Source organism: Thiovibrio sp. Mzg5, assembly GCF_055379285.1.
Genome location: NZ_AP022872.1, coordinates 2683590 through 2706522, shown reverse-complemented (window position 1 = coordinate 2706522; position 22933 = coordinate 2683590). Strand labels below are relative to the sequence as shown.

Sequence of the window (22933 nt, the reverse complement as noted above, 5' to 3'; positions counted from 1 at the left end):
ATGGACCCAGGGAAGAATGGCGGCAAAAAATAAACACGACATCATGGATGCCCTCCTGAAAGGCTCAGCGGAGGACGCAGCCCATGAAACCCCCTCCCTTGCCAAGCTGATTCATCGCACCGGCGAAAAGGCAGGCCCCAAACATCCTGACGGAAGCGCATCATGCAGGGATAAGAAGGAAAACCCTGGGGGCGACAGCAAGAAAAAATCCACCCACTATCTTTCCGGCGAGATTTTCGCTGATCTGGATGAAGCGCGGGATAAAATAAACGAACTGGTGCATCAGCGGTTGAAATCCCGTGTTTCAAAGTCCCGGATTGTCGATCAGGCGCTCAGAATGATCCTCAAGGAATTCGAGGAAAAGGGCGAGAAAAGCCCCCTGATCAAAGAGATTTTAAAGGGCATTCGCCAGAAATAACAAGAAGTTGGCCGCAGCAGGCCCGGAGACTTCACAATGATAATCACCTGCCCTCATTGCAAAAAACAGCACAATATCGATGAAAAAAGAATTCCGCCCAATGTCAAGATGGCGCGTTGCCAAGGCTGCGGGCAACAGTTCCCCCTTGACATTCCCCGCGAAGAAACACCGGCTCCTCCCCCCCCACAGCCCGCAACAATCGAGGCCGAGCCTGCTCCTCCTGCTCCCACCCCCGCAGCTCCATCCAGCCAGGAAACTAGAAGAATCGGCGTCTCGCTGAGCAAGGGCGGGGTCGGCAAGACCACAACCTCGGTGAATCTCGCGGCCGGACTTGCCTTGGCGGGCAAAAGGGTTCTCCTGGTTGACACAGACACCCAAGGGCAGTCGAGCTTCATGCTGGGCGTGAAACCCAAAGGCGGCCTTACTGAGCTGGTAACCGGCGAGCTACCCCCCGAGGAGGCAATCATTCAGGCCCGCAAGAACCTGTGGATCCTGGCCGGCGGCAAATCCCTGGCAGGCCTCAAGCGCCTCATCGACCGCAAGGACTACGGCGGCGAACTGACTATTGCCGAGGCCCTGACCCCGTTGGAAAAAGACTACGATTACGTGGTGGTGGACACCTCGCCGGGCTGGGATCCGCTCACGGTCAATGTTCTTTTTTATGTCAACGAACTGATGACCCCTGTCTCCCTGGAGGTCATGTCCATCCAGGGGTTTGGCGAGTTCCTGAAAAGCATCGCCTCCATCCAGAAATTCCGCAAGGAGGTTCAGCTCCAATACATCCTGCCCACCTTCCGCGACATGCGGGTGAAGAGGGGGACCGAGTTTCTGGAGGAGATTGAAAAAATTTACGGCGAGAAGGTCTGCGCCCCGATCCGCTACAACGTCCGGTTGTCCGAGGCTCCGGCCTATGGCCAGACCATTTTTGAGTTTGCCCCCGGATCAAACGGCGCCCAGGACTACCGCGATCTTGTCCGCAAGGTCACAGGCGAACCGGATCTTTTCACCTGAGCCGCCCTTTCCGCGGACTAAAATCACATACAGATAACTGTTCAGCAGCGCCGCTTCGCTGGTGCCACAGATGCGAGGAAGAGGTCTGCGAAGCGTGCTGTTGCCCAGGAGCAGGCCGATGACAGCCGCGTAGCGGGGCGAAGCAGATGTGGTGCTGCTGAACAGTTACAGAGGATGCTACCCATGGACTTTGAGAGCAAGCTGATTCCCATTCTGCGCGAGGGAGTCGAGATCGTGAAGATGATCTCTTTTAAAAAATTAAAAGAAGCGCTGGCCAAGAAACATCCCGACCGGGATGCCGCTTTCCTCGCCAAGGTTGCCGGGGCGCTGGTCAATACAATCTTCGGCTCTCCGGCCTATGATGAGCCCTTTGCCGTCTTTGCTAGAAACCACGCGAACCTTATTGCCCACGAGCAGACCAAGGTCGGAGCAATGCTTGAGGAATTGCGGATTCCCCTCACCGATGCCCTCCGCATCCAAGCCCTCTGCGACCATCAGGAGGGCCAGGACAGCACCGCCACCCTCCAGCAGGCACAAGCCCTGGGAATCCTGCTGGCTGACCGCGACCTCCCCCTGCCCCACAGCTTCATCGAGCTGGTCCGCAGGCTGGGCAGCGGATTTGGCCTGCTGTTGCCGCCCGCGCCAAACACCGACGGGGCAGCAACACCTTAACGACTGCTCTCAGCCCTCAAGCTCGTACTTCTTGATCTTGCGCCAGAGGGAGACCCGGTCAATACCCAGCGATTGGGCGGCCAGGCTCTTGTTATCCCCGTGTTCCTTTAACACCCACTCGATATAAGCCCGTTCTTGATCGGCAAGGCTCGGGATGCCGCCGCTTTTCCGGCGAAAGGTCTGGAAAGAGGCGCCGCGCAGGTCTTCGGGCAGGTGGCCAACCTCAATGGTGTCACCGCTGGCCAGGGCCACCCCGCGTTCGATGATGTTTTCCAACTCCCGGACATTGCCGGGAAAATCGTAGCGCATCAAAATATCCACCACCTCCGGCTCGATGTTGCGCACCTCCTTATGCATCAACACCCCGTATTTCCGAATAAAATACTGAATCAGTAGGGGCAGGTCATCTTTGCGCTCGGCCAGGGGGGGGATCTGGAGCGCCACTACGTTGATCCGAAAGAACAGATCCTGCCGAAAATGCCCCAGCTTCACCTCTTCCGGCAGGTTCCGGTTGGTGGCCGCGAGAAAACGGACATTGACCTTGATCGGCGCAACCCCGCCGAGATGCATCACCTCTTTTTCCTGGATCACCCGAAGGAGCTTCACCTGCATGGACGGTGACATCTCCGTGATTTCGTCGAGAAAAAGCGTGCCGCCATCGGCCATCTCCACCAAGCCCTTCTTCATTTCCACCGCGCCGGTAAAGGCCCCCTTCTCGTGACCGAAGAGCTCATTGGCCAGCAAATCCTCCTGAAAGGCGCCGCAATTCACGGACAACAGGGGGCCGTTTCGCCGGTTGCTGCAGGCATGGACAAATCGAGCCAGCAGCTCTTTGCCTGTGCCCGACTCCCCGCAGATCACGACATTGCTGTCCGAGGTGGCAACCTGGCTGGCCGTGGCCAGCAGCTTTTTCATCCCCGGATTATCGGTGATGATCCGGGCCTCTCCCTGAAAGGCCTTGAGGTGCTCCCGCAACCTGGAATTTTCCCGCTTGAGCCTGGTTTTCTCCAGGGCTTCCCGCACCACCTTGCGGACCTCGTCGAGCTTGTAGGGCTTGGCGATGTAGTGGTAGGCCCCGCCCTTCATCGCCTCGATGGCCGAGTCCACCGTGGCGTAGCCGGTGATCATGATCACCTCGGTGTCAGGATACAGCTCCCTGGTGCGCTTGAGTATCTGCATACCGCCGACCTTTTCCATCTTCAAATCGGTCAAGACAAGGTCGAAGATATTCTCCTCCAGCAGATGCAAGGCCCGGGGGCCGCTCTGGGAGGCGGTGACCTCGTAGCCCTCTTTTTTTAAAACATGCTTAAGGTTATTTAAGGCAATCTCTTCGTCGTCAACGACCAAGATTCTTGCGGGTTCGTCATTCATAATCATGTTCCTGTTGCTCTCCCGGGAGCCAAATGATGAAAGTGGTGCCAAGGCCGGGGCGGCTGTCCACAGTGATGGTGCCGCCATGCCACTCGATAATGTCATGCACTATAAACAACCCGAGACCGGAGCCCTTGCCCACGTCCTTGGTGGTGAAAAACGGATCGAAGATCCTCTTGACATGCTCGGCATCGATCCCCGGCCCGTCATCCTCGACGAGGATCTCCACCTCGGCAAGTCCGGTGGCCAGGCCGATGCCGCGAGCGGAAACCCAGATGTGGCCGTCGGCTTTCACCGCGTCTATGCCGTTCTTGATCAGGTTGAGGAGCACCTGCTGCATCCGCTGTTTATCGGCAATGATGTTAAGATCATCCGGCACATCCACGGCAATCACCACCTCGCTGGGGGCATGTCCGCGGATAAGCAGGATGGTTTCCTCCACCAGGGTTTTCAGGGGCAGCTTTTCCTTCCTGACCTCCTTAATCCGGGAGAATTCCAACAGGGTTCGCACGATGTCCCGGGCCTTGTCCGACTGGACCTCTATCTGGCCGATGAGACTCTTCTTGAACGCGATATTGTCTTCTTCGATCTCCTCGCCCAAAATCTGGGCCGAGGTGGAGATGTTGGACAGAGGGTTGTTCAGCTCATGGGCCACCCCGGACAACAAGGTGCCCAGCGCCGCCAGTTTTTCCGACTGCACCAACTGATGCTGCCGCATCTGTAGTTCCTTGGTCATCCGGTTAAAAGCGGTGAGCAGGGACCGGATTTCCGGTTCACCTTCTCCCACCGCGATCTCCACAAACTCCCCGTGAGAAATCCGCTTGGTGTAGCCCTCAAGCGCCTTAAGGGACGTCACCACCTTCCTCCCCAAAAGAGCGGCAATGGTCAGGGCGAAAACAAACAGACAGACCATGGAGGCAAGGAGAATATTCTGGGTCGTTTTCAGAAGGGTTTTGATCTTGTTCTTCACCGCCCCCCGGGTTCTTTCGCCAAACTCGGTAAGTTCCTTGCCCGAGGAGCGGAGTTGATCCTCGAGTTTTTCCTGGTGGCGGCTCATACCGGGGAAATCAGCACCCCTTGCAACCTCCAGATAATAGGCATGGAGTTGGCTCATGTGCCCGTTGTAGGCCTCGATCACCCGTCCCAACTGCTCCAACTCCAAGGCGGAAACCACCAGCCGCAGAGCCGCCGCGTTATTTTCAAAAAGATCCCGGATCTTCTCCCAGTAGAGCTGATTTTCCTGAAAATCCTTTTCCTGACGGTAGAGAAAATAATTTTTCTCGAACCGCCGCACCTCCAAAATCGTATTGAAAAAATCCTCGACAACCTCGCCGAAGGCAACCTGATCTTCCACCCGCTTGACAATGCCATAGGTCAAAACGGCTGAGCCCACCATGAGGGTGAGCAGCAGGTAGAAGCCAAAGGTGATCTTCTTGCGTATGCCGAGCTGGAACATGATCTGCCTTCCTTAATTCCGCGAGGGTGCCGATTTCCCTGCCGATTTTCTGTTCAAATGCACAATACCCCCACTGAAAAACAAAGTCCAGAGGTTGCATTTGGCAACACCGCCTTTCCCATTGCAACACCAGTTTATCTTATTGATATTATTAAATATTATTTTTTTATCAGAACAAGCGTTGCGATACTGAAACACCACCACCAATTAGCAACAACAACAGTAACCAGCTGAAACAAAACGACAAAACAGAATTATCATGGAGTGGCACGCTTGTTGCTAAATAACATAGGCAACAGCAACAAAGCATTCAATCTGTTCGAGCAACATACACATACAAAGGAGAAACGCCATGAACACCATCCTGAACCGAATCGACCGCCTGATGATGGCCGTTACCTTTGCCGAGGCCAACGAACCCGAGCTGGCACAAGAATGCCTTGGCAACAGGAAACCGACGCTGGGCAAACAGCCGAAACAGACCACAAAGATGGCTGGCGGCCAGGTCGTAGCGCACCACACCGCCCATTGAACCGAACACTCTTACCATTGGAACGGCCCATGAGCGCCCTGACGACGATGTTCAAAAAACTTGAAGAAGCCATGACTGCGGCGACCTTTGCCGAAGCCGGCGAGTTTGAGACGGCGCGCCAGCTCCTCAAGACCAACAAGAATGCACACAAACGGGTGCTCCTGGGAACCGACAAACCAGAAATCGCTGCTAGAACCATCAACTACGCCTTGCATCTCTGCCAGCGCCTCGGAGGCGGCCTGGAAATTTTTCATATGCTGCACCTGCTGGAAGATGAAGCAGCTTCCGGGCTGAGCCAGGCAAAAGAACCCCTCGCCGCGCTGAACTCCTCTCTGCAAGAAAAGGGCGTTATCTATCAACCGTTCAACAGCCCCGGTTGCCTGGCGGACGAAGTGCTCAAGCATGCCGGAAACCGCCGGGATATCCTCTGCGTTGTCTTCGATGTGCTGGAGCCGGACGGCACCAACTGCCGCAAGGCAAAAGAAAACATGATCGCCAAATTTCAGGCCCTGCACTGCCCTGTCATGATGTACGCGGGATCATCTGTCAGAGCCTGACTTCTATAACTAAACTTCATATCAATAAGGGAGAAAAGATGACCATCACCACCTTTGACAAAAACATGTCGGCTGTCGCCTTTGCCGAGGCCGGCGAACACGACACCGCCCGCCAGATTCTGGGTGCAAACGCCACAAAACAGTCCGGGAAATCTCCGGCTCCGGCAGTAAAGCGCAAACCCTACCTGAAGACCGTCATCTTCGGGACGATGTCGCTTTCCGCCTATTATATGCTCTTCACCAACGAAAAACTGGTCACCGAGATCTTCACCATGGGCGGTTGGCGCTGGGTGTATCCGGTAGGGGCGGCCTTCTTCTTTTCTTTCATCCACGGGGCCTTTGCCAGCAACCTGCTGAGCGCCATTGGCCTTGAAGCAAAAAAATAAATCCGCCGCCCCGGCTTATCTAAAGGAGATATACCCACAATGAAGAAGTTATTGCTCATACTCATGTTAGCCCTTGCCCCCCTGTCCCTGCTCGCCCAGTCGGCCTTTGCCGCTGGAGACGGGCCGTCCAAGGATATGCTCAAAGGCATTATCACCGAGGTGAATGCGGTGGACCGCACCATCGTCTTCCAGAAAGATGACACCAAGGAATTCATTACCCTTGTCATGGGCGAGAAGATGCTGCCCGAAGACATGAAGATGAACCAGAAGGTGCTGATCAATCTGGACAAACATGCTGCCAGTGCCAATACGATGAAAGATATCTCCATCATGTTCATCGACATGAGCGTCAGCAAGCTCCTTGCCCTGCTGGTTATCGGTGCGGTGGGCGGATTGCTCTCCGGCTTCATCGGCTCCGGCGGCGCCTTTGTCATGACCCCGGCCATGATGTCCTTGGGCGTACCGGGCGCGGTGGCGGTGGCCAGCAACATGTGCCACAAGTTCCCCAAGGCCATGGTCGGCGCCTACAAGCGCTGGAAATACGGGCAGGCAGACATCAAGCTCGGTCTGGTCATGGCCTCCACCGCTGTCATCGGCGTGCAGATCGGCATCAAGATCCAAAAATACATCCTGAACCAATTCGGCGGCGCAGGCTCCAACCTCTATATCAGCGCGGTTTTCATGGTTGTCCTGGTTTTTGTCGGCGGCTACGTGTTCTATGATGCCTGGAAACTCGCCAAGGGCGGCGGCAAAGAGACCGTAAGCAAGTTGGCCATTGCCATGCAGAAGATCAATCTCCCGCCCATGATGCACTTCAAAACCGCCAAAGTGACCATCTCCGCCTGGATCACCATCCCGGTCGGCCTGCTCACCGGCATGCTCGCCGCCACCATCGCCGTGGGCGGCTTCGTCGGCGTCCCCGGCATGATCTACGTGATCGGCGCCTCCGCCATGGTGGCCAGCGCCACCGAGTTGATCATCGCCTTTGTCATGGGCGCCTGGGGTTCCGTCCAGTGGGGTCTTTCCGGCCTTATCGATATCCGTCTCGCCCTGCTGCTCCTGGCCACCTCGCTGATCGGCGTCCAGCTCGGCGCCCTGGGTACCACCTATGTCAAAGACTACATCATCAAGGTGGTCATGGCCACCACCATGCTCATCGTCGCGATCAGTCGTGGCGTCAAGATCCCCGGCTATCTCATCGATCTTGACCTGATGAGCCCCATTAGCGCCAACACTCTTGCCCTGCTCGAAGGCATCAGCTTCTGGTCCCTGGTTACAGCCTTGGGTTCTGCCGCGCTCATCATCATCGTGGCCATGGTCAAGGGAATGACCGCCGACCGCCACAGCAAGAGGACTCTTGCCGGAGTAAGCAATGGCTAAGTACCGAAAGATCCTCGTTGCCTACGACGGTTCCTCCTCGGCCCGAAACGCTCTCTCCCTGGCAAGCCAGCTTGCCAGGGAGGACAAGAGCTGGATCAAGGTCCTGGCCGTTGTCCCCCCCTACCAGGGGGATTTGGAGCTCCTCGGGGTTTCGGATATCAAGGCGGCCATTACCGGCCCCGGCCAGGCGCTGTTGACCGAGGCCCGGCAACTGGCGGACCACGAAGGAGTTCACATCCTGACCAACCTGGAACAGGGTGAACCCTACGAGCAGATCGTCCATGTCGCCGAGGAAGAGAACTGCGATCTCATTGTCATGGGTCGCCGGGGCAAGGGCAAGATGGAGCGGACCCTCATCGGCAGCGTCACCGCCCGGGTCATCGGCCATACCAACAAAGATGTCCTGGTGATTCCGGAAACCAGCAAGCTCTCCTGGGAGAACATCCTGCTGGCCACGGACGGCTCCACCTGCTGCGACAACGCCCTGGCCCGAGCCTTGGAGATAGCCCAGGAACGAAAAGTAAAACTCTCCGCCGTTTCCGTGGTCTATACCAATGACGAGTTTTATGCGGTGGGCCAGGACGTTATGAAGGAACTGTACCAGGAAGCGGACAAGGTTCTGGACAAGGTCCGGAAATGGGCCGGGGATCTTGGGGTGCAGACGGAACTGTTCGTGCGGGATGGGGAGCCCCATCAGGCCATCATTGCCATGGCGGCGGAAATCTCCGCCAGCCTCATCGTCATGGGTTCCCATGGCCGGAAAGGCTTGACCCGTCTGCTCATGGGCAGCGTCACCGAACGGGTTATCGGCTACGCAGGTTGTCCGGTTCTGGTCTGCCACCTGTAATCTTTCACTTTACAAATCTGTTGTTTTCCACGGGCGCTCATCTGAGCGCCCGTTTTTTTCAGCGAAGGCCTTCCGCCAAGCTCTCTTGCCCATGGCATTCCCGCCCGCCTTCGGGTATCTTCACTCCCATGCTTCTCATCCATCCTCCTGCCGCCAAAGCCTGCGAACCGCCCGCCGGGATTGCCCGTCTGGCCGGGACCCTCCGTGGCCATGGCCTGACCTGTACCCTGCTGGACGCCAACCTGGAAGGCCAGCTATTCCTGCTCGCCGCCCCAAACCATGGCTCGGATACCTGGAGCCTCCGCGCGGGCCGGAATCTCTCCGATAATCTGACGGCCCTGCGTACCCCGGAGCTGTATCAGAACCCTTCCCGCTACCGACGGGCGGTGGCGGATGTCAACCGGGTGTTGGAACAAACGGGCAAGCGCCACCAGCTGTCCCTCTCTCTTGCCAACTACCAGGAGCATGGGTTCTCGCCCTTGAGCAGCACCGATCTTATCCGGGCCGCCGAGGCCCCCGAGACAAACATCTTCTTTCCCTACTTCGCGACCCGGCTTCCCGGCCTCATCGAAGAAAACCAATCTGCTCTCGTTGGCATCTCCTTAAACTACCTGAGCCAGGCCCCCACCACCTTCGCCATGGTCGGCTTTCTCAAAAAACGCTATCCCGGGCTGCCCATCGTGCTGGGGGGCGGGCTGATCACCTCCTGGCTGCGCAACCCCGCCTGGAACAATCCCTTTGCCGGCTTGGTCGACCATTGCCTTGCCGGACCCGGAGAAGAAGCGCTGGTCCGTCTCCTTTCCGGCGATTTTTCCCCGCGCCACCAGATGCCTTCGTATGCCGGCCTGCCGCTTACCGACTATCTGGCCCCCGGCCTGATCCTGCCCTACGCCGCCTCTTCCGGCTGCTACTGGAACCGCTGCCTGTTCTGCCCGGAAAAAGCCGAAGGCAACCCCTACCTCCAGATTCCCCCGGCCACGGTGCTGGCCGATATCGCCAGCCTCAAGGCCGCCACCCGACCTAGCCAACCGGCCTTGCTCCATTTTCTCGACAACGCGGTGAGTCCGGCCCTGATGCAGGCCCTGGCCGCCGAGCCGCCGGGTCTCGACTGGTACGGTTTCGCCCGGATCAGCCCCCTGCTGGGCGAGGCGGATTTCTGCCGGGCCCTGCGCCGCTCCGGCTGCCGGATGTTGAAGCTGGGCCTTGAGTCCGGCGACCAATCCGTGCTCAACGCCATGAACAAGGGCCAGGACCTGGCTCTGATCGAAAAAGTGCTGCAGACCCTGGCCCAAGCCGGGATCGCCACCTACATCTATCTGCTGTTCGGCACCCCCTCGGAATCCTTGACCGAAGCGCGGCGAACCATGGATTTTGTGGTCCGCCACCATGCAGCCATCACCTTTCTCAACCTGGCCGTGTTCAACATGCCCATCGGCAGCCCGGAAGCGCCCTTCGTAACACGCAGCGAGTTTTACGGGGGCGACCTCTCCTTGTACACCGATTTCGAGCATCCCAAAGGCTGGTCACGCAAGGAAATCCGGCGGTTCCTCGACCAGGAGTTTAAAAGGCACCCCGCCATTGCCCAGATTCTCCACCGCGACCCGCCTATTTTCACCTCCAATCATGCCGCTTTTTTCTGCTGATTGCAGAGAAGCCCAAGTCCATCCGTATTCTGTCCCAGTCTTTTTTTGTTTTGACAAAATCCCTGACGATTACAGATAATGATCTTAAGCTATCGGCCTTGCCAACCCGGCAAGATACCGCTGCCGCCGGTCCTGTTGGCAAACATCTGCGAGGGAGGGTTCTATGTATAAAAAAATCATGGTGGGCTATGATGGCACGAAATTCAGTGATTGTGCCTTGAAGGAGGCAATGGCCCTGGCAAAGAGTTCGGGCGCGAAACTGCTGCTGGTGACCGCCCCGGAAATCGATGTCGAGCTCCTGTCCTTGGCGCCGAAGGCAAATGAACTGATGGAAAAAAAGGCCCGCACCGATCTGGATATGGCGGCGGCAAAGGTGAAAAAGGCCGGGCTCACCTGTGAGACAAAGATCATCGTCACAACCTCCACCTCAGAAGAGCTGGTGGAAACAGCCAAAAAAAACAAGGTGGACCTGATCGTGCTCGGCACCCATGGCCGCACCGGACTCATGCGGCTGCTCATGGGCAGCACCACGGCGTGGCTGATCGGGCATGCCCACTGCAATGTGCTGGTGGCGCGCTGCCCGTAAGCCGCTATCCTTCGGCTCGAGCGTGGGGGAGGGCGTGACTACTTCACTCCGCAGGAACTGTTCAGCAGCGCCGCTTCGCTGCTGCTGCAGATGCACGAAAAAGGCCTGTCCGCTATACATCTGGTATGCGGACAGGCCGATGACAGGTCCGCGAATCTGAGACTCCGAAGCAGATGCGGTGCTGCTGAATGGTTACTACCCGCAGACCGGGCAGCCCTGCATGGCAAAAGGCTTTTCCAACCGACAGGCGGCAAGCAGGGCATCGTCTCGAAAGATATCCAGAGTCGGGCCATCGGCCCTGACCTCCCCCTCGTGCAGGACAATGGTCCGCTCGCACAGCTCCAACACCATATCCAGATCGTGGCTGGTGAAAATCCGGGTGTGGTGAAAATCTTTCAACAACGCCATGAGCTGCCGCCGGGCAAAGGGATCAAGTCCGCTGGTCGGCTCATCCATGACCAGGATATCCGGCGACATGGCCAGCACCGTGGCGATGGCCACCCGTTTTTTTTCCCCGCCGGAAAGCCGATAGGGCGGCTTGTCGCGCAGATGCTGGGCCCCCACCCTCCCCAAGGCTTCCTCCACCCGCTTTTCCACCTCCTCCCCGGCCAAGCCCAGATTCAACGGGCCAAAGGCCACATCGTCGAAAACCGTGGGCATGAACAGCTGGTCGTCCGGGTCCTGAAAAACCATGCCCACCGTGCGCCGGATCTCGGGCAGGGTGGCTTTATTCAGGGGAAAATCGCCGATGCGGATCGTTCCCTGGCTGGTTGCCAGATAGCCGTTCAAATGCAGGAGCAGGGTGGACTTGCCCGCGCCGTTGGCGCCGATGATCGCCACCGATTCGCCATGGGTGATCCGAAACGAAACGCCCCGCAGGGCCTCGGTTCCGTCGGGATAGACATGACGCAGATCCTTGACCTCGACAATATGATGGCTCATCCTCGCCCCCCTGTAGCGATCATCCCCAGAAAATGGGAGACATTGACCAACCGAAAAAAAAGAAACAACCCCGACCAGCCCACAAGAAAAAGAAATTCCCTGACCCCGAACCGGGTGGTGCGCCGCGGGTGAAATTCCCCGCTGAATCCCCTGGCCAGCATGGCAAGATGAATCCGTTCCGCCCGCAGCCAGGTGCGCAGCAGGAGATGGCTGAGCAACGAGCCGTAGGAGCGCAACCCCAAGCCCTTGTTGCCAAAAGCCCTGAGTTCGCGGGCCCGCGCCGTTCGGCCACCTTCTTCGGTAAGGACAAACAGATAGCGGTAGAGAAAAAGAAGCTGCACGGTGAAAATCCGGGGCATACCCAACTGATCCAGGGCCTGGCAGATCGCGGGAAAGCCGGTTACGGCTACGAGGATGAGGGCACCGCCGACGGTGAGCGTCGCCCGGACCAGAATGGAGGCGAAGGACAGCCAACCGCCGCTGATGCCAAGGGGGCCGAGACGGACCAGCACCGTCTGATCAAAAAGAGGGTTGAATATGCCCACCATCAAAGCAAAAGGAAGGACAACCACGACCTTCCTGGCGATATGGCGGGCTGGCAGATTACCCAGCGCCATGACCACCGCCGGGTAAAGGAAAAAAGGGAGCAGCGCGGCCAGCTCGTATTTCCCCAGGGAAACCACGGCCAGGATAAAGACCAAGGTCACCAACACCTTGGCCCTGGCATCGAGACGATGCACCCCCGTATCCCCGGTGGCCAGCAGGTCAAGCTGTCTGAAATCCCTTACTGCTCCGGCAATGGATGCCATCCGCTTCTCCCAAGCAAAAGGGGGGAAGAGGCATTCAGCCTCCCCCCCGTGTTCATAGGATCATCAACTTTCCGTGCGGTTTCAGGCCGCCCCACCCCGTTTCCGCAAAAAAATCCCACTTAAGAAGGCAATGGCCAGGGTCAGCAGGCCACCGACAATCCCGGCCACGCTGGTCCCTAGGGGCGATTCCGCCCCCCCCTCGTTTTCCGGTTGTTGCACCGGTTCTTTGAACGTATAATCGGGCAAAAAGGCGACTGATTCCTGAAGTGCGGCAAGTTTGGCGTGCAGCCCTTCCTCCGGGCCGGCAAGTTCTTCGGTGCCCGTGACCTTGGCAATAGCCCATTCCAGGCCGTCCGGATTTTCCGAGGCAAACCAGGAAACCAGACCGCCGGTCAGCAGAGCCAGAGCAAGAAAGGCTGCCAGGACGTTGCGCAACGGGGTTGCGCCGAGGGGCTTGGCGTCCTGGACGCTCTGGATGATTTCCGGACGGGCCTGATAGACAAAGGAAACCACGGCACCGGTCACCAACCCCTCAACCACGCCGATGGCCAAATGTATCGGCTGCATAAGGCTGACAAAGGTGGCAAAGGGCAGTGAGGAAATCCCCGAAGCCACCGTCTCCAAAACCACGAAGAAGGCTCCCAGTTGGAGACCGATGATGGCGGCCACCGTGGCGGCCACGGTTATACGGATCTTGCTCGGCGCATTGCCAACCAGCGGCTTGTAGATGAAGGGGTAAGCAAGAAAGGCCGGGAAAAACCCGAGGTTGAAGATATTACAGCCCAGGGCCAGCAATCCCCCGTCGGCAAAAAATAGCGCCTGCACCACAAGCACCGAGGCAATGGTGATGAAGGCGGCAGCAGGCCCAAGCAAAACCGCCAGGAGCAAGCCGCCGCCGAGATGGCCGCTGGAGCCGGTGGCCGGGATGGTGAAGTTGATCATCTGCGCGGCAAAAAGAAAGGCGCCCAGAACGCCCATGAGCGGCGCCTTGCCTGTATCCATTTCTTTGCGCAGCTTTCTGGAACAGTATATGATGGTGCCGGCGGAAATAGCCCACATGGTCCCGCCGACTGCGGGGGATAACAAAGCGTCTGCCATATGCATGTGTTTTCTCCTTATATTTAGAAGAAGTTGTGCGATTATCCGCTAAAATTTCCAGGTGACGCCCGCAAGCACGGTATAGTCAGTCTCGGGATCATTGAGCCCGTATTTGATTCCGCAATCGAGATCAACCTCCTCGGAGAGGGCATAAATCAGGCCTGCCAGAACAAAGGCGGGATCGGTGCCGACGAGCTTGTCCGGGGTACTTTCAACACCGAGGTTGACAACCGCGGTAAGATTTTCGGTCACGGCAAGAGTGGAGGCGATGGATGCTTGCCAAAGGTCCTTTTCTTCATCCAGGGTATTCTCGTTTCTGATGTAGCCGAGGTTCAGATGGAAGGCCCACGGGTCCATTTCCTTGGAGGTAACGAAAAAAAGGCTGTAGGTTGCCTTGCCCGTGCCCAAGCCTTCTTCGTCGTCCCCCGTGGGCAGGGTGACTCCTGGTTTGAGGGCAAGGCTTAAACCGTCATGCTCATAAAACCGCCACTTCACTGCGAGGGAGGTGTCGGAGAAACCGTTTTCGGTCATGGAGGTTGTTTCGTCGCTGGTTCTGACATGCAGATAGGGGAGGTCGATAACGAGATCCACCGCTTCGCTGAGCCCATAGGTAAAGCATGCGTCTCCCTGCCTTGTTTTTGTGGTAACCCCATCTTCCTTGTCATGCCCATATTCGCCGGTCAGTTCGAGCTGGGACTTGCCAGTGCCCATAGTGCCGGCATCGTCCGTGATCAACGGGTGGGCGGCAAAAGCGACGGTCGCAGAGGAGAGGATGCCGAAGATTACAAGGGGGGCAGACAGGTGTTGAATACGCCATACAGGGGATAATTTCATTTCAAGCATTCCTTCGATGTTATATTGGCAATTAACGTGTTACCTGGCCCCGTACCGGCTATTTCTCTAAAAAGAAAAATCCATCGCACGAAGGCGTGTGCCCAACGACCAGTAGCACGACATTTTATTTAGTGACACGTATTAAATAAAATATTCGCATATAGGTGTCAACACTTTTTGTAAGGAGAATCCATATGGGAAAAACCATCCGTTTCGGGATCTCGCTCGATGAAAAACTACTGGAGAGCTATGACCAGCACATAGAGGCCAAGGGCTACATGAACCGCTCCGAGGCGATCCGCGACCTGATCCGCTCAGCCCTGGTGGAGGAGAAATGGGATGCGGGAGACGCGGACGCGGAGATGGTCGGCACCGTGACCCTGGTGTACAACCACCATGTCCGGGATCTTTCCGACAAGCTGACCGAGCACCAGCACGCCCACCACGACCGGGTTATCTCGGCGCTCCATGTGCATCTCGACGCGCATAACTGCCTTGAGGTTCTGGTGGTGCGCGGACCGGTGGGAGAGGTGAAACGAATCGCCAACGAGCTCATCGGGGTGAAAGGGGTCAAGCATGGCCAATTGGTTATGACCACCACCGGCCAGGAACTCCACTGAAAGTCCGGCGCCATCAGGGCCAAACCGGCAGGAAAGCTCCGGGGCTTGCTTGACAGGCCTTACCCTTTTGTTCTATCCTGATACACAGAAGCAGCAGTCACCACAATTCCTTAGGCAGGGAGCCTTCATGCGTCAGACCGTGCTTTTCGTTGATGATAATCCGGTGATCCTGAAAACCATCGAACTGGCCTTTGCCAAGGAAGAATACGAGGTGCTTCTGGCCGGCAGCGGCGAAGAAGCCCTGCGGTTGGTGAAAGAAGACACTCCCCAGGTCATTGTCAGCGACCTGCGCATGCCCGGCATGACCGGGCTGGAGTTTCTCCGCCGGGCCCGGCAGACAAACCATTTTTTTGTCGGTATGATCTTCACCGCTTACCTGGACATCGACAGCATCATGCAAGCGGTGAGCGAAGAGGCGGTCTGGCGCTACATCACCAAACCCTGGCAGGACAACCGGGAACTGGTCATGGCCGTGCGCAACGCCTTCCAGTACCATGGGGCCATGGCCTCCCACCGTCAGGCAGAGGAACAGCTCCAGCGGGCGGAACGCCTCACGGCCCTGGGCCATCTCGTGGCCGGAATCGCCCACCAGTTCAACAATATTGATGTGGGCATTCTGGGCTATGTGCAGATGGCTCTGCTCCACAAGGACCTGCCGGACGAGGTCCGTGAACAGCTGGAACAGGTCAGGGTGTTCACCAGACGCGGCACGGAGATCGTCAGGGAGCTGGCCACCTTCAGCGACCAGAGCGCTCAATGGGGTTTCGCCCACGGCAGCCTGACGGATACGGTGACCGAGGCCCTTTCCTTCTGCCGCAAAGAGATGGAGGCGGCGGGAATCCAGATCGAAACCGAGTTTGCGCAAAACTGCGATACAGTGCTTAATTTCGGCTTGGCCAAACAGCTGATCATGAACCTGATTCGCAACGCCGCCCATGCCACCCTGGGAAAAGAGGTGCGCACCGTGCGCATCGAAACCGGGAGGCAGGACGAAAATATTTTTGTCCGGGTCACGGATAACGGCTGCGGCATTTCCAAGGAATATCTCCCCAAGATCTTCGACCCGTTTTTCACCACCAAGGGCGCCCAGGCCGCGCCTGGCTCTGCGCAGGCCGCCGTTTCCGGGGTCGGCCTGGGTTTGAGCCTGAGTCAGACCGTAGCCCAGGCCCATCGCGGCAAGATAACGGTGCGGTCAACCCCGGACAAGGGCTCGTGCTTCACCTTCAGCCTGCCCGTGGCCTAGCTGTAAACGACCACAGGCCGTCGCATCTGCTTCGGAGTCTCGCGCATTGCTCGCTTACCTGGCATCGGCCTGTTCGCATACCTGATGTATGGCGAACAGACCTCTTTCGCGCATCTGCACCACCCTGTGATCGTTTACAAATAATTATATGGGAGCAGGTTTAGCCTCAGGTCTTGGCCCGTGATCACTTACGCCTGACCACCATCAAACCGCTAGATCAATCTCCTGCACCGTCCCCGCTCCGCCGATTTCCCCTAAAAAGACCGAGGTTTCCCGCAGCTGCCCCTGCAAACCATTCCCGCTGTCTTTCAGGGCAAAAGCTGTTTCCGCCGGGCTAAGGAGAATGGCACCGACATTCTTTTGGGCAAGGCTGGACAACGAATCTTTTCCAGCCGCATCCCGCATCCATACGACCAGCTCGGCATACAGCGGATCGTTTTCGTCAAGCCAGCCGTTGCCGTCGCTATCCAGCTGGGCCAGTTCGCCAAACCCATCACCGCTGGCCGGGCCAAAGAGTTCCAGGCCGTTATTGATCTTGCCGTCTTGGTTGCGGTCAAAGGCGAGAAAGCCGCGGCCGGGAGCAAGGCTGGAGATCTGCTCGGTATTGCCGTCCGCATTAAGGTCAAAGGCGAATCGCCCGCCAGTCAGTTCCACCGCCTTGCCATCGAAGTTGATCACCAGCGGATCAACCAGCTTGGCGTCTCCCGCCCTGATCTGCACAGTATTCGTGGCCACGAACTCCCGCTGCATGGCCAGCCGAAGCTGAAAATCAATGGTCTGCCCGTCCGCAGTGATGACTTGGCCGGTTGCGGCAAAGGTCAGAGCTTCCTCCTCGCTCACCGTTTCCACCAAGTCGTATTCAAGGCCCCATCCCTGCCGGTCAGGCGGAGGCCCTGCCGGGCTCTCCCCCTGAACCACAGGATATGAGCCGCCATTTTCTGAGGAGAGAGACGCCAAACTGGCAATGCGGATCTTGCGGCCGGTAAGCGCCTCCAGAATAAGACGCATCGCCTTCAGCTTCTGGTCTTCCGGCGGAGAGGCATCAGCCGCAGTGGCGGCATCTCCGACCGCCAGAGACTGAGCTGCTGCCCGCTGGAGCTGCCGGGCCTCCGGGGAGATCCGTACCTGCGCGGCAGCCGGCTCTTTTTCCCCGGCAAAGACAGGCCGTTCATTGCCCACCCAGAACCGGAGCGATTCTTCCTTGGCGTGTTCTTCATGCAGTGCGTGGGTGCTTGCCAGACTGACAGCGGCAGTGGCGATTTCCATGGCGAAACCCTCCTTGAAGAAAATCTTCCCTCTTCAGGATACGTTTCGGTTTTGGGGGAGAAAAAGTTTAAAAACTCAAAAAAAATTAGACAGATGGTCCCATTTGCCCGCCATTTCTGGCGGTCTCTCTTTTCCTGAGCTTGCTGTCGTACATCAGCCCGTCGGCCCGGATCATGACCTGCCCCAAGGTTTCTCCCTCTTGCAGCTGAACCACGCCAAAACTGATGGCCAGGGTAAAGGGCAACTCCCCTCCCCTGTTTTCCTGAACAATATTGGCTTCCAGCCTGGAGAGAATGGCCTGTTCGCTGTCCGTTCCAGGCTTGCAGGAGAGGAAGACCGCAAACTCGTCGCCGCCCAGACGGGCAAGGATATCGGCCTGGCGGAAGGTCGTGCGCAAAAGCGCGGCCGCCGTGGCAAGGGCAAGATCCCCGGTCTCATGACCCTGGGTATCGTTGATCTCCTTCATGTTGTCCAGATCGGCAAAGACCAAGAACATATCGTGGTCGGCTCGCAGGGCGTTGCCCAGTTGTTTTTCGGCCAAGGTCAGGAACCCACGGCGGTTGAAAAGGCCGGTCAGCTCATCGGTGATGGCGATCTCCCGGAGATGCTGCTCCAGTTCCTTGTAGCGGGTGATGTCCTTGAAATCCTCGATAATGCCAATAACCTCGCCGTTGATGCCGAGATATGGGGTGGAGGTAACAGCGCATTGCACCCTGCGGCCCGAGGGCAGCACCTTAACAACCTCCGTCTCCAGCCGTTGCGCACCTTTGATGATGCGGGACAGGGGGCAATCGGGGGTCTGGCAGGCAGAGCCGCCAAAGGTCTCGTGACATTTCTTGCCAACAACCTCCTGCTCGGTCAGACCGGTGAGGGCATAAAATGTGGTGTTGGCCCGCAGGATGGTGTGATGCAGGTCCACCACCCGCATGCCGTTGGCTGCGGTGTTGAAGATTTGATCCAGCTCGGCATGGGATTTTTCGATCTCCGCCGCGCTCCGTTTCTGTTCGGTGATGTCAACGGCGGAGCCGATGACCCCCGCAATCCTGCCTTTCTCGTCAAAAAACGGCGCCTTGACCACCAGCAGATCGCGACTGGTTCCGTCCGGAAAGGAAAGATGCTGTTCTTCCTGCTGCCTATGGCCGTCGGCCAGAACCTTGCGGTCCAGGGCCTGCTGCTGAACGCCTGCCTCCGGGGTGGCGAAAACGCTCTCGGCCCGCCGGCCGATGATCTTTTCCCTGGGCAGACGCAGGAGATCGACAACGGCCTGGTTGCAGTTCAACAATACGCCATCGCGGTCTTTCAGGGTGATGGGGATGGGGATGGTCTCCATGAGCTGCCTCTGGAAACTGAGCTGCCCGGCAATCTTCCGGGTGGTCCGCCAGTGCAGGGCAAAGAGCAGAACAAGCAACGCCGTGGCCAGGAGAAGGGCGACGAGATAGCCATTCCGGATGGAAGCCAGGGACAACTCGTTGGCGTAGGCAACGATATAGCCTATCCTGTGCCCCTCCACATCGGCCACGGGCAGAAAGGTGACCAGATAGTCCTGGCCACCTGACCGGACGGCACGGGCAAAAGCCTTGCCTCCCGCCAGATCCATGGCAACCCCCGGCCGGATTTCGGCATTGAGCGCCGTCAGCACCTCCTCGGAAAGATGCCCTTTATGCTGGACGGTCTCCGCCACATCGGCTTTTTCCTGGAGATATCCCTGCGCAACCAGGCTGCCCTGGTAGTTGATTTCGGAGCCGGCAAAAAGCACCTTGTCCAGCGCCTCTTTTTTGAGGATCAGGGAATATTCTTCCTCGTACACCTGCTGCAAGGCCTGCTTGACCGCGTAAAAGGGCACGCCAAGTTCCACGATTCCCTGGTATTCCCCATCATGCTGCACCGGAAAGACATAGCGGAAGGCATGATACCACCTCCCCAGCTCAAAGCCCTGCACGAAGCGTTGCTCGGTATGGGCCAACCGCAGCGCGGGCCGGACCGCAAAGATCTGATCACCATAACGCTCGGGCGTGTGCATCCGCAAAAAACAGGTTCCATCGGGAAAGGTGTAAATTACCTGCCGAAACCCCTGGGGGATGATACTGTTGTAAGAGGAGTGAAGATGGGTGTAGAGCCGGGTGCGCAAACGGTCACGCTCCGGCCCCTTGTCTTGTGCCGCCTCGGCGAACATCGCCGCCGCCTCCGGCTTTAAAAAGGTATCGCTCGCCACGAAACGGGCCAGCCGACTGAAGGAATCCAGGATGGCGGCGTATTCACGCCGGTGTTGTTCGAGTACGGTCACGATGTAACGCTCTTCGGCCTGTTGCTTGCCAAAAGAGAGCAGGCCGAAGAACACGGCCTCGATACAGAGAAAAAGAACAAAATAGAGAATATTTTTTCTGGCCACCACAACCTCCAGGCGTTGTTGTCACAAGCCCCCTGAGGCGGAAGATAACAAGAAACGGTAATGCTGGCAATAGCGCAAGCCTGTGGGCCCGGCCTTTCAACCCAGCGGCACCAGCTCCACCTCACCCCAGGCACCCAACTCCTCGCCCCGGATGATGACCACGCCCAGAACCCCCGGGACGCCAGGGGCCTTGCCCAAGGCAAGCTCAAGGCTCTGCCCCGGCTGAACCGCATTGCCGACCAGGGTAGCCACCGCATCGGCCAGGGCGGTATCCTTGGCCAGCACGGTAACAGCATCGGCCTCGCCCAGACTTAAAGAATGGCCCACGGTGCCGGATGAGGTGCAGATACCTATGGGCATGAGGCTTGCCGGAATCTTCAATCCCACCCGGTTGCTGAGCGGCGAGGCTCCGGCAAAGATGGAGACCACGCTCTCCTGGTTGCGGCAACAGTAGATATCGCCGCCGTTTTCCACCACCACCTCCCCTGCGCCCGCAGCCAAAAGAGCCAACCCGACATACTCGGCCATGGCCCCGGCCACTGCGGCCATGGGCCCGACCTCCGCCGCAAGACCTGCGGCGAGCATATCCTTGACAATGGGCGGGGCCGTAAGATCGGTAGGTAAGGGGGTGAGGGAGGTGGCAAATTCAGGATGGCGGGCAATGTAGCCTTCCAACTGACTGCGGTACAGAAACACGGCCGCGCTGGCTGCATCGCGCAGCTCTTTTCCGGCAAGGATCTGCAGATCCGTTTCCCTGATCCGCACCTCAAAACTGATCAGTTCGCCAGGCTCAACACGGTTCCGGTAGGTTCTCTTCCGGTAGGAACAGGGGTCCGGGCGTTTGTTTTTTCTTTTGACGGTCACGGGATGGCTGGTATGGTGAGAGGTTATTGGGGTAAGGCCTTAGCGGCAGTATAGCGGAGAAGAGAACCAGCGGCAAGGATGTTCCGACCAAGCCCTCGGCCAGAAGAGCAGACGAAAAATGAACCAAGACAAGCAGGCGCGGCTCATTCTTTTTACCCGCTATCCCGAACCGGGCCGGACAAAAACCCGGTTGATCCCGGCCCTGGGCGCCGAGGGCGCGGCCTCGCTCCAGCGGCGGATGAGCGAAGCGATGGTCACCAAAATGGCCCAGTTTGCAGCCCAATATCCGGTGCGCCCGGAAATCCGCTATGCCGACGGAACCCAGCAAGCCGTGGAGGCCTGGCTTGCCAGCGACATCCCCTGTCTGGCTCAAGGCGAGGGAGACTTGGGCGACCGCTTACACAGAGCCTTTGCCCAGGCCTTTGCCCACGGCGCCGGAAAGGTGGTGGTTATCGGCGCCGATTGCCCCGGTCTCACCCCCGCCCTTTTCGCCCGGGCCTTTGCTGCCTTGGACACGCAGGATCTGGTGCTCGGCCCAGCCATGGACGGCGGCTATTATCTTGTCGGCCTTAACCGGCCGGCCTCGTCACTTTTTTCAGAGATTCCCTGGGGCACCGGGGAGGTGCTGGCCGCAACCCTGAAACAGGCGCAGTCCCTGAATCTTTCCACCCACCTTCTGGAATCTCTTGCCGATGTTGACCGACCGGAAGACCTTTTCAACTGTTCGGCAATGCCGCAGATGCGCGACATGGGGCAACTACCTGTGGCAGCTCAGCGAGCACAACGAGACAGCGAAGCAGATGCGGGGCAGCCGGACAGTTATGACCTTTCGATCATCATCCCGACCCTCAATGAGGCGGAATGTATCGGCCAAACACTATCCGGGCTGGTCGGTCAGCCAGGGGTGGAGGTAATCGTCGCCGATGGCGGCAGCCAGGATCGGACCGTGGCGGTGGCCACGACAGCCGGGGCCACGGTAATCCGTGCGCCACTCGGACGCGGAAGCCAACAGAACGCCGGAGCGCGGGCGGCACAAGGCCGGGTGCTCCTCTTTCTCCATGCCGACACCAGGCTGCCCGAAGGCTTTGCCGCGCACATCCGCGAAACTCTCGCTCAGCCTGGCATCGTGGCCGGAGCCTTCCGCTTCGCCATTGGTGCCGAGGGCTGGCGGTTCCGAGTGCTTGAGCATTGCGCCAATTGGCGGGCCGGTTGGTTGGGGCTGCCCTATGGCGATCAGGCGCTGTTTCTGCCCGCCGCCCGGTTTCAAGCAATGGGCGGCTTTCGGGAGGTTGCCCTGCTGGAGGATCTTGAGCTGGTGCTGCGTTTGCGGAAAATGGGGCACCTGGCCCTGCTCGCAAGTCCGGCTCTCACCTCACCCCGCCGCTGGCAACGCTTGGGGCTTGTGCGCACTACCGTGGTGAATCAGCTGATTCTACTTGGTTTTTTTTGCAGACTCAATCCGGGCCGGCTTACCCGCTGGTACGGCGGGAGTCGGGAGGGCAATGGCGGGTGCTCTGGGAAGTAGCTGCCGCTGCAGGTTCGGATCGGGGACAGAGGAAAGCAGGAACCCCGAACTTTTAAACAGATAGGGCGAGGTCAGGGAGCCGGTCATGAGCGGATTGGAGTCCGCCAGCAGCCCGGACATCACCATAAAAAGAACGGTGACAACCACTCCCGCCTTGACCAGACCGAAGATCCCGCCCATAAAGCGGTCAAACCAGCCAAGAAGCGAGAGACTCATGACCTTTTTGAGCACATACCCAAGAGCCAGAACCCCCACAAAAACCGCAAGAAAAAGCAGGGCGTAGGTCACCAGGAAAGAAAGTTGGGGCGAAGAGATAACGGAGGAAAGGCGCGGACTTATCTGCTCGTAATAGCGGCCGGCAAAAAGGTAGCCGAGAATGAGCGCAGCCAAGGAGGCCAGCTGGCGAATAAACCCGATCCAGATGCCACGAACAAGAAAGATGAGTATGATGGCGATGACGCCGAAATCAATTGCAGTCATGGTT

At 58.1% G+C, this 22933-nt stretch carries 23 protein-coding genes; 13 read left to right on the top strand and 10 right to left on the bottom strand.

Annotated features, from left to right (window positions below):
• Positions 1 to 16: 16 nt before the first annotated feature.
• The 3 genes from ACZ46D_RS12540 (at position 17) to ACZ46D_RS12530 (ending at position 2101) form a co-directional block, all read left to right on the top strand.
• On the top strand, positions 17 to 418 hold the full coding sequence (locus ACZ46D_RS12540; protein WP_464927777.1) for a hypothetical protein: 402 nt from the start codon (positions 17 to 19) through the stop codon (positions 416 to 418).
• Positions 419 to 454: 36 nt separating this feature from the next.
• Positions 455 to 1429 (top strand): AAA family ATPase, encoded by a 975-nt coding sequence (locus ACZ46D_RS12535; RefSeq protein WP_464927776.1) that lies wholly within the window; start codon positions 455 to 457, stop codon positions 1427 to 1429.
• Positions 1430 to 1612: 183 nt separating this feature from the next.
• Positions 1613 to 2101: a hypothetical protein gene (locus ACZ46D_RS12530; RefSeq protein ID WP_464927775.1), complete on the top strand. Its 489-nt coding sequence runs from the start codon at positions 1613 to 1615 to the stop codon at positions 2099 to 2101.
• A gap of 9 nt (positions 2102 to 2110) precedes the next feature.
• Here the strand turns inward: ACZ46D_RS12530 and ACZ46D_RS12525 are convergent, their stop codons facing one another.
• Both ACZ46D_RS12525 and ACZ46D_RS12520 read right to left on the bottom strand, forming a co-directional pair.
• On the bottom strand, positions 2111 to 3478 hold the full coding sequence (locus ACZ46D_RS12525; RefSeq protein ID WP_464927774.1) for a sigma-54-dependent transcriptional regulator: 1368 nt from the start codon (positions 3476 to 3478) through the stop codon (positions 2111 to 2113).
• Positions 3465 to 4928 carry a sensor histidine kinase gene (locus tag ACZ46D_RS12520; protein ID WP_464927773.1) on the bottom strand — a complete coding sequence of 488 codons (1464 nt, stop codon included), beginning with the start codon at positions 4926 to 4928 and terminating at the stop codon, positions 3465 to 3467. The genes ACZ46D_RS12525 and ACZ46D_RS12520 overlap by 14 nt, the downstream gene beginning before the upstream one ends.
• A 352-nt stretch (positions 4929 to 5280) precedes the next feature.
• Here ACZ46D_RS12520 and ACZ46D_RS12515 point away from each other — a divergent pair, with 352 nt between their 5' ends.
• From ACZ46D_RS12515 to ACZ46D_RS12485, 7 genes are all read left to right on the top strand, one after another.
• On the top strand, positions 5281 to 5460 hold the full coding sequence (locus ACZ46D_RS12515) for a hypothetical protein (protein WP_464927772.1): 180 nt from the start codon (positions 5281 to 5283) through the stop codon (positions 5458 to 5460).
• Positions 5461 to 5489: 29 nt separating this feature from the next.
• Positions 5490 to 6017 carry a hypothetical protein gene (locus ACZ46D_RS12510; protein ID WP_464927771.1) on the top strand — a complete coding sequence of 176 codons (528 nt, stop codon included), beginning with the start codon at positions 5490 to 5492 and terminating at the stop codon, positions 6015 to 6017.
• 38 nt (positions 6018 to 6055) lie between these two features.
• On the top strand, positions 6056 to 6403 hold the full coding sequence (locus ACZ46D_RS12505; RefSeq protein WP_464927770.1) for a hypothetical protein: 348 nt from the start codon (positions 6056 to 6058) through the stop codon (positions 6401 to 6403).
• A 312-nt stretch (positions 6404 to 6715) separates the two neighbouring features.
• Positions 6716 to 7783: a sulfite exporter TauE/SafE family protein gene (locus tag ACZ46D_RS12500; protein ID WP_464929287.1), complete on the top strand. Its 1068-nt coding sequence runs from the start codon at positions 6716 to 6718 to the stop codon at positions 7781 to 7783.
• A complete protein-coding gene (locus ACZ46D_RS12495) occupies positions 7776 to 8630 on the top strand; it encodes a universal stress protein (protein ID WP_464927769.1) in 855 nt (284 codons plus the stop codon). The genes ACZ46D_RS12500 and ACZ46D_RS12495 overlap by 8 nt, the downstream gene beginning before the upstream one ends.
• A gap of 128 nt (positions 8631 to 8758) precedes the next feature.
• Positions 8759 to 10273, top strand: coding sequence for a B12-binding domain-containing radical SAM protein (locus ACZ46D_RS12490; RefSeq protein WP_464927768.1), 1515 nt, complete (start codon positions 8759 to 8761; stop codon positions 10271 to 10273).
• A 163-nt stretch (positions 10274 to 10436) separates the two neighbouring features.
• Positions 10437 to 10859 carry a universal stress protein gene (locus ACZ46D_RS12485; RefSeq protein WP_464927767.1) on the top strand — a complete coding sequence of 141 codons (423 nt, stop codon included), beginning with the start codon at positions 10437 to 10439 and terminating at the stop codon, positions 10857 to 10859.
• 195 nt (positions 10860 to 11054) lie between these two features.
• On the opposite strand, the gene ACZ46D_RS12480 is transcribed toward ACZ46D_RS12485, so the two are convergent.
• The 4 genes from ACZ46D_RS12480 to ACZ46D_RS12465 all read right to left on the bottom strand — a co-directional run bounded on the left by ACZ46D_RS12480 (position 11055) and on the right by ACZ46D_RS12465 (position 14542).
• Positions 11055 to 11801 (bottom strand): energy-coupling factor ABC transporter ATP-binding protein, encoded by a 747-nt coding sequence (locus ACZ46D_RS12480; protein ID WP_464927766.1) that lies wholly within the window; start codon positions 11799 to 11801, stop codon positions 11055 to 11057.
• A complete protein-coding gene (cbiQ, locus tag ACZ46D_RS12475) occupies positions 11798 to 12610 on the bottom strand; it encodes a cobalt ECF transporter T component CbiQ (RefSeq protein ID WP_464927765.1) in 813 nt (270 codons plus the stop codon). The genes ACZ46D_RS12480 and cbiQ overlap by 4 nt, the downstream gene beginning before the upstream one ends.
• A gap of 81 nt (positions 12611 to 12691) precedes the next feature.
• Entirely contained in the window at positions 12692 to 13714 is a 1023-nt protein-coding gene (locus ACZ46D_RS12470) for an energy-coupling factor ABC transporter permease (RefSeq protein ID WP_464927764.1), read from the bottom strand.
• 42 nt (positions 13715 to 13756) lie between these two features.
• A complete protein-coding gene (locus tag ACZ46D_RS12465; RefSeq protein ID WP_464927763.1) occupies positions 13757 to 14542 on the bottom strand; it encodes a transporter in 786 nt (261 codons plus the stop codon).
• Positions 14543 to 14736: 194 nt separating this feature from the next.
• On the opposite strand from ACZ46D_RS12465, the gene nikR reads away from it, so the two are divergent.
• Together nikR and ACZ46D_RS12455 are read left to right on the top strand one after the other, a co-directional pair.
• A complete protein-coding gene (gene nikR, locus ACZ46D_RS12460) occupies positions 14737 to 15162 on the top strand; it encodes a nickel-responsive transcriptional regulator NikR (RefSeq protein WP_464927762.1) in 426 nt (141 codons plus the stop codon).
• A gap of 127 nt (positions 15163 to 15289) precedes the next feature.
• Entirely contained in the window at positions 15290 to 16405 is a 1116-nt protein-coding gene (locus ACZ46D_RS12455) for a sensor histidine kinase (protein WP_464927761.1), read from the top strand.
• Positions 16406 to 16609: 204 nt separating this feature from the next.
• On the opposite strand, the gene ACZ46D_RS12450 is transcribed toward ACZ46D_RS12455, so the two are convergent.
• The 3 genes from ACZ46D_RS12450 to ACZ46D_RS12440 form a co-directional block, all read right to left on the bottom strand.
• Complete coding sequence (locus ACZ46D_RS12450; protein ID WP_464927760.1) at positions 16610 to 17671, bottom strand: VCBS repeat-containing protein; 1062 nt, start codon at positions 17669 to 17671, stop codon at positions 16610 to 16612.
• Positions 17672 to 17756: 85 nt separating this feature from the next.
• Positions 17757 to 20060 (bottom strand): sensor domain-containing diguanylate cyclase, encoded by a 2304-nt coding sequence (locus ACZ46D_RS12445; RefSeq protein ID WP_464927759.1) that lies wholly within the window; start codon positions 20058 to 20060, stop codon positions 17757 to 17759.
• Between the two features lie 96 nt (positions 20061 to 20156).
• A complete protein-coding gene (locus ACZ46D_RS12440) occupies positions 20157 to 20924 on the bottom strand; it encodes a UPF0280 family protein (protein ID WP_464927758.1) in 768 nt (255 codons plus the stop codon).
• Positions 20925 to 21042: 118 nt separating this feature from the next.
• Between ACZ46D_RS12440 and ACZ46D_RS12435 the strand changes: the two genes are divergently transcribed.
• Positions 21043 to 22449, top strand: a complete 1407-nt coding sequence (locus ACZ46D_RS12435; protein WP_464927757.1) for a TIGR04283 family arsenosugar biosynthesis glycosyltransferase — start codon at positions 21043 to 21045, stop codon at positions 22447 to 22449.
• On the opposite strand, the gene ACZ46D_RS12430 is transcribed toward ACZ46D_RS12435, so the two are convergent.
• Positions 22357 to 22929 carry a CvpA family protein gene (locus tag ACZ46D_RS12430; protein ID WP_464927756.1) on the bottom strand — a complete coding sequence of 191 codons (573 nt, stop codon included), beginning with the start codon at positions 22927 to 22929 and terminating at the stop codon, positions 22357 to 22359. The two genes, ACZ46D_RS12435 and ACZ46D_RS12430, sit on opposite strands and share 93 nt — an antisense overlap.
• Positions 22930 to 22933 lie beyond the last annotated feature (4 nt).

What these genes read in the sequence shown, in the direction of transcription:
- ACZ46D_RS12540 (WP_464927777.1), top strand. Translation starts at nt 17, where the DNA reads ATGGCGGCAAAAAATAAACACGACATCATGGATGCCCTCCTGAAAGGC.
- ACZ46D_RS12535 (WP_464927776.1), top strand. Translation starts at nt 455, where the DNA reads ATGATAATCACCTGCCCTCATTGCAAAAAACAGCACAATATCGATGAA.
- ACZ46D_RS12530 (WP_464927775.1), top strand. Translation starts at nt 1,613, where the DNA reads ATGGACTTTGAGAGCAAGCTGATTCCCATTCTGCGCGAGGGAGTCGAG.
- ACZ46D_RS12525 (WP_464927774.1), bottom strand. Translation starts at nt 3,478, where the DNA reads ATGATTATGAATGACGAACCCGCAAGAATCTTGGTCGTTGACGACGAA.
- ACZ46D_RS12520 (WP_464927773.1), bottom strand. Translation starts at nt 4,928, where the DNA reads ATGTTCCAGCTCGGCATACGCAAGAAGATCACCTTTGGCTTCTACCTG.
- ACZ46D_RS12515 (WP_464927772.1), top strand. Translation starts at nt 5,281, where the DNA reads ATGAACACCATCCTGAACCGAATCGACCGCCTGATGATGGCCGTTACC.
- ACZ46D_RS12510 (WP_464927771.1), top strand. Translation starts at nt 5,490, where the DNA reads ATGAGCGCCCTGACGACGATGTTCAAAAAACTTGAAGAAGCCATGACT.
- ACZ46D_RS12505 (WP_464927770.1), top strand. Translation starts at nt 6,056, where the DNA reads ATGACCATCACCACCTTTGACAAAAACATGTCGGCTGTCGCCTTTGCC.
- ACZ46D_RS12500 (WP_464929287.1), top strand. Translation starts at nt 6,716, where the DNA reads ATGAAAGATATCTCCATCATGTTCATCGACATGAGCGTCAGCAAGCTC.
- ACZ46D_RS12495 (WP_464927769.1), top strand. Translation starts at nt 7,776, where the DNA reads ATGGCTAAGTACCGAAAGATCCTCGTTGCCTACGACGGTTCCTCCTCG.
- ACZ46D_RS12490 (WP_464927768.1), top strand. Translation starts at nt 8,759, where the DNA reads ATGCTTCTCATCCATCCTCCTGCCGCCAAAGCCTGCGAACCGCCCGCC.
- ACZ46D_RS12485 (WP_464927767.1), top strand. Translation starts at nt 10,437, where the DNA reads ATGTATAAAAAAATCATGGTGGGCTATGATGGCACGAAATTCAGTGAT.
- ACZ46D_RS12480 (WP_464927766.1), bottom strand. Translation starts at nt 11,801, where the DNA reads ATGAGCCATCATATTGTCGAGGTCAAGGATCTGCGTCATGTCTATCCC.
- cbiQ (WP_464927765.1), bottom strand. Translation starts at nt 12,610, where the DNA reads ATGGCATCCATTGCCGGAGCAGTAAGGGATTTCAGACAGCTTGACCTG.
- ACZ46D_RS12470 (WP_464927764.1), bottom strand. Translation starts at nt 13,714, where the DNA reads ATGCATATGGCAGACGCTTTGTTATCCCCCGCAGTCGGCGGGACCATG.
- ACZ46D_RS12465 (WP_464927763.1), bottom strand. Translation starts at nt 14,542, where the DNA reads ATGAAATTATCCCCTGTATGGCGTATTCAACACCTGTCTGCCCCCCTT.
- nikR (WP_464927762.1), top strand. Translation starts at nt 14,737, where the DNA reads ATGGGAAAAACCATCCGTTTCGGGATCTCGCTCGATGAAAAACTACTG.
- ACZ46D_RS12455 (WP_464927761.1), top strand. Translation starts at nt 15,290, where the DNA reads ATGCGTCAGACCGTGCTTTTCGTTGATGATAATCCGGTGATCCTGAAA.
- ACZ46D_RS12450 (WP_464927760.1), bottom strand. Translation starts at nt 17,671, where the DNA reads ATGGAAATCGCCACTGCCGCTGTCAGTCTGGCAAGCACCCACGCACTG.
- ACZ46D_RS12435 (WP_464927757.1), top strand. Translation starts at nt 21,043, where the DNA reads ATGAACCAAGACAAGCAGGCGCGGCTCATTCTTTTTACCCGCTATCCC.
- ACZ46D_RS12430 (WP_464927756.1), bottom strand. Translation starts at nt 22,929, where the DNA reads ATGACTGCAATTGATTTCGGCGTCATCGCCATCATACTCATCTTTCTT.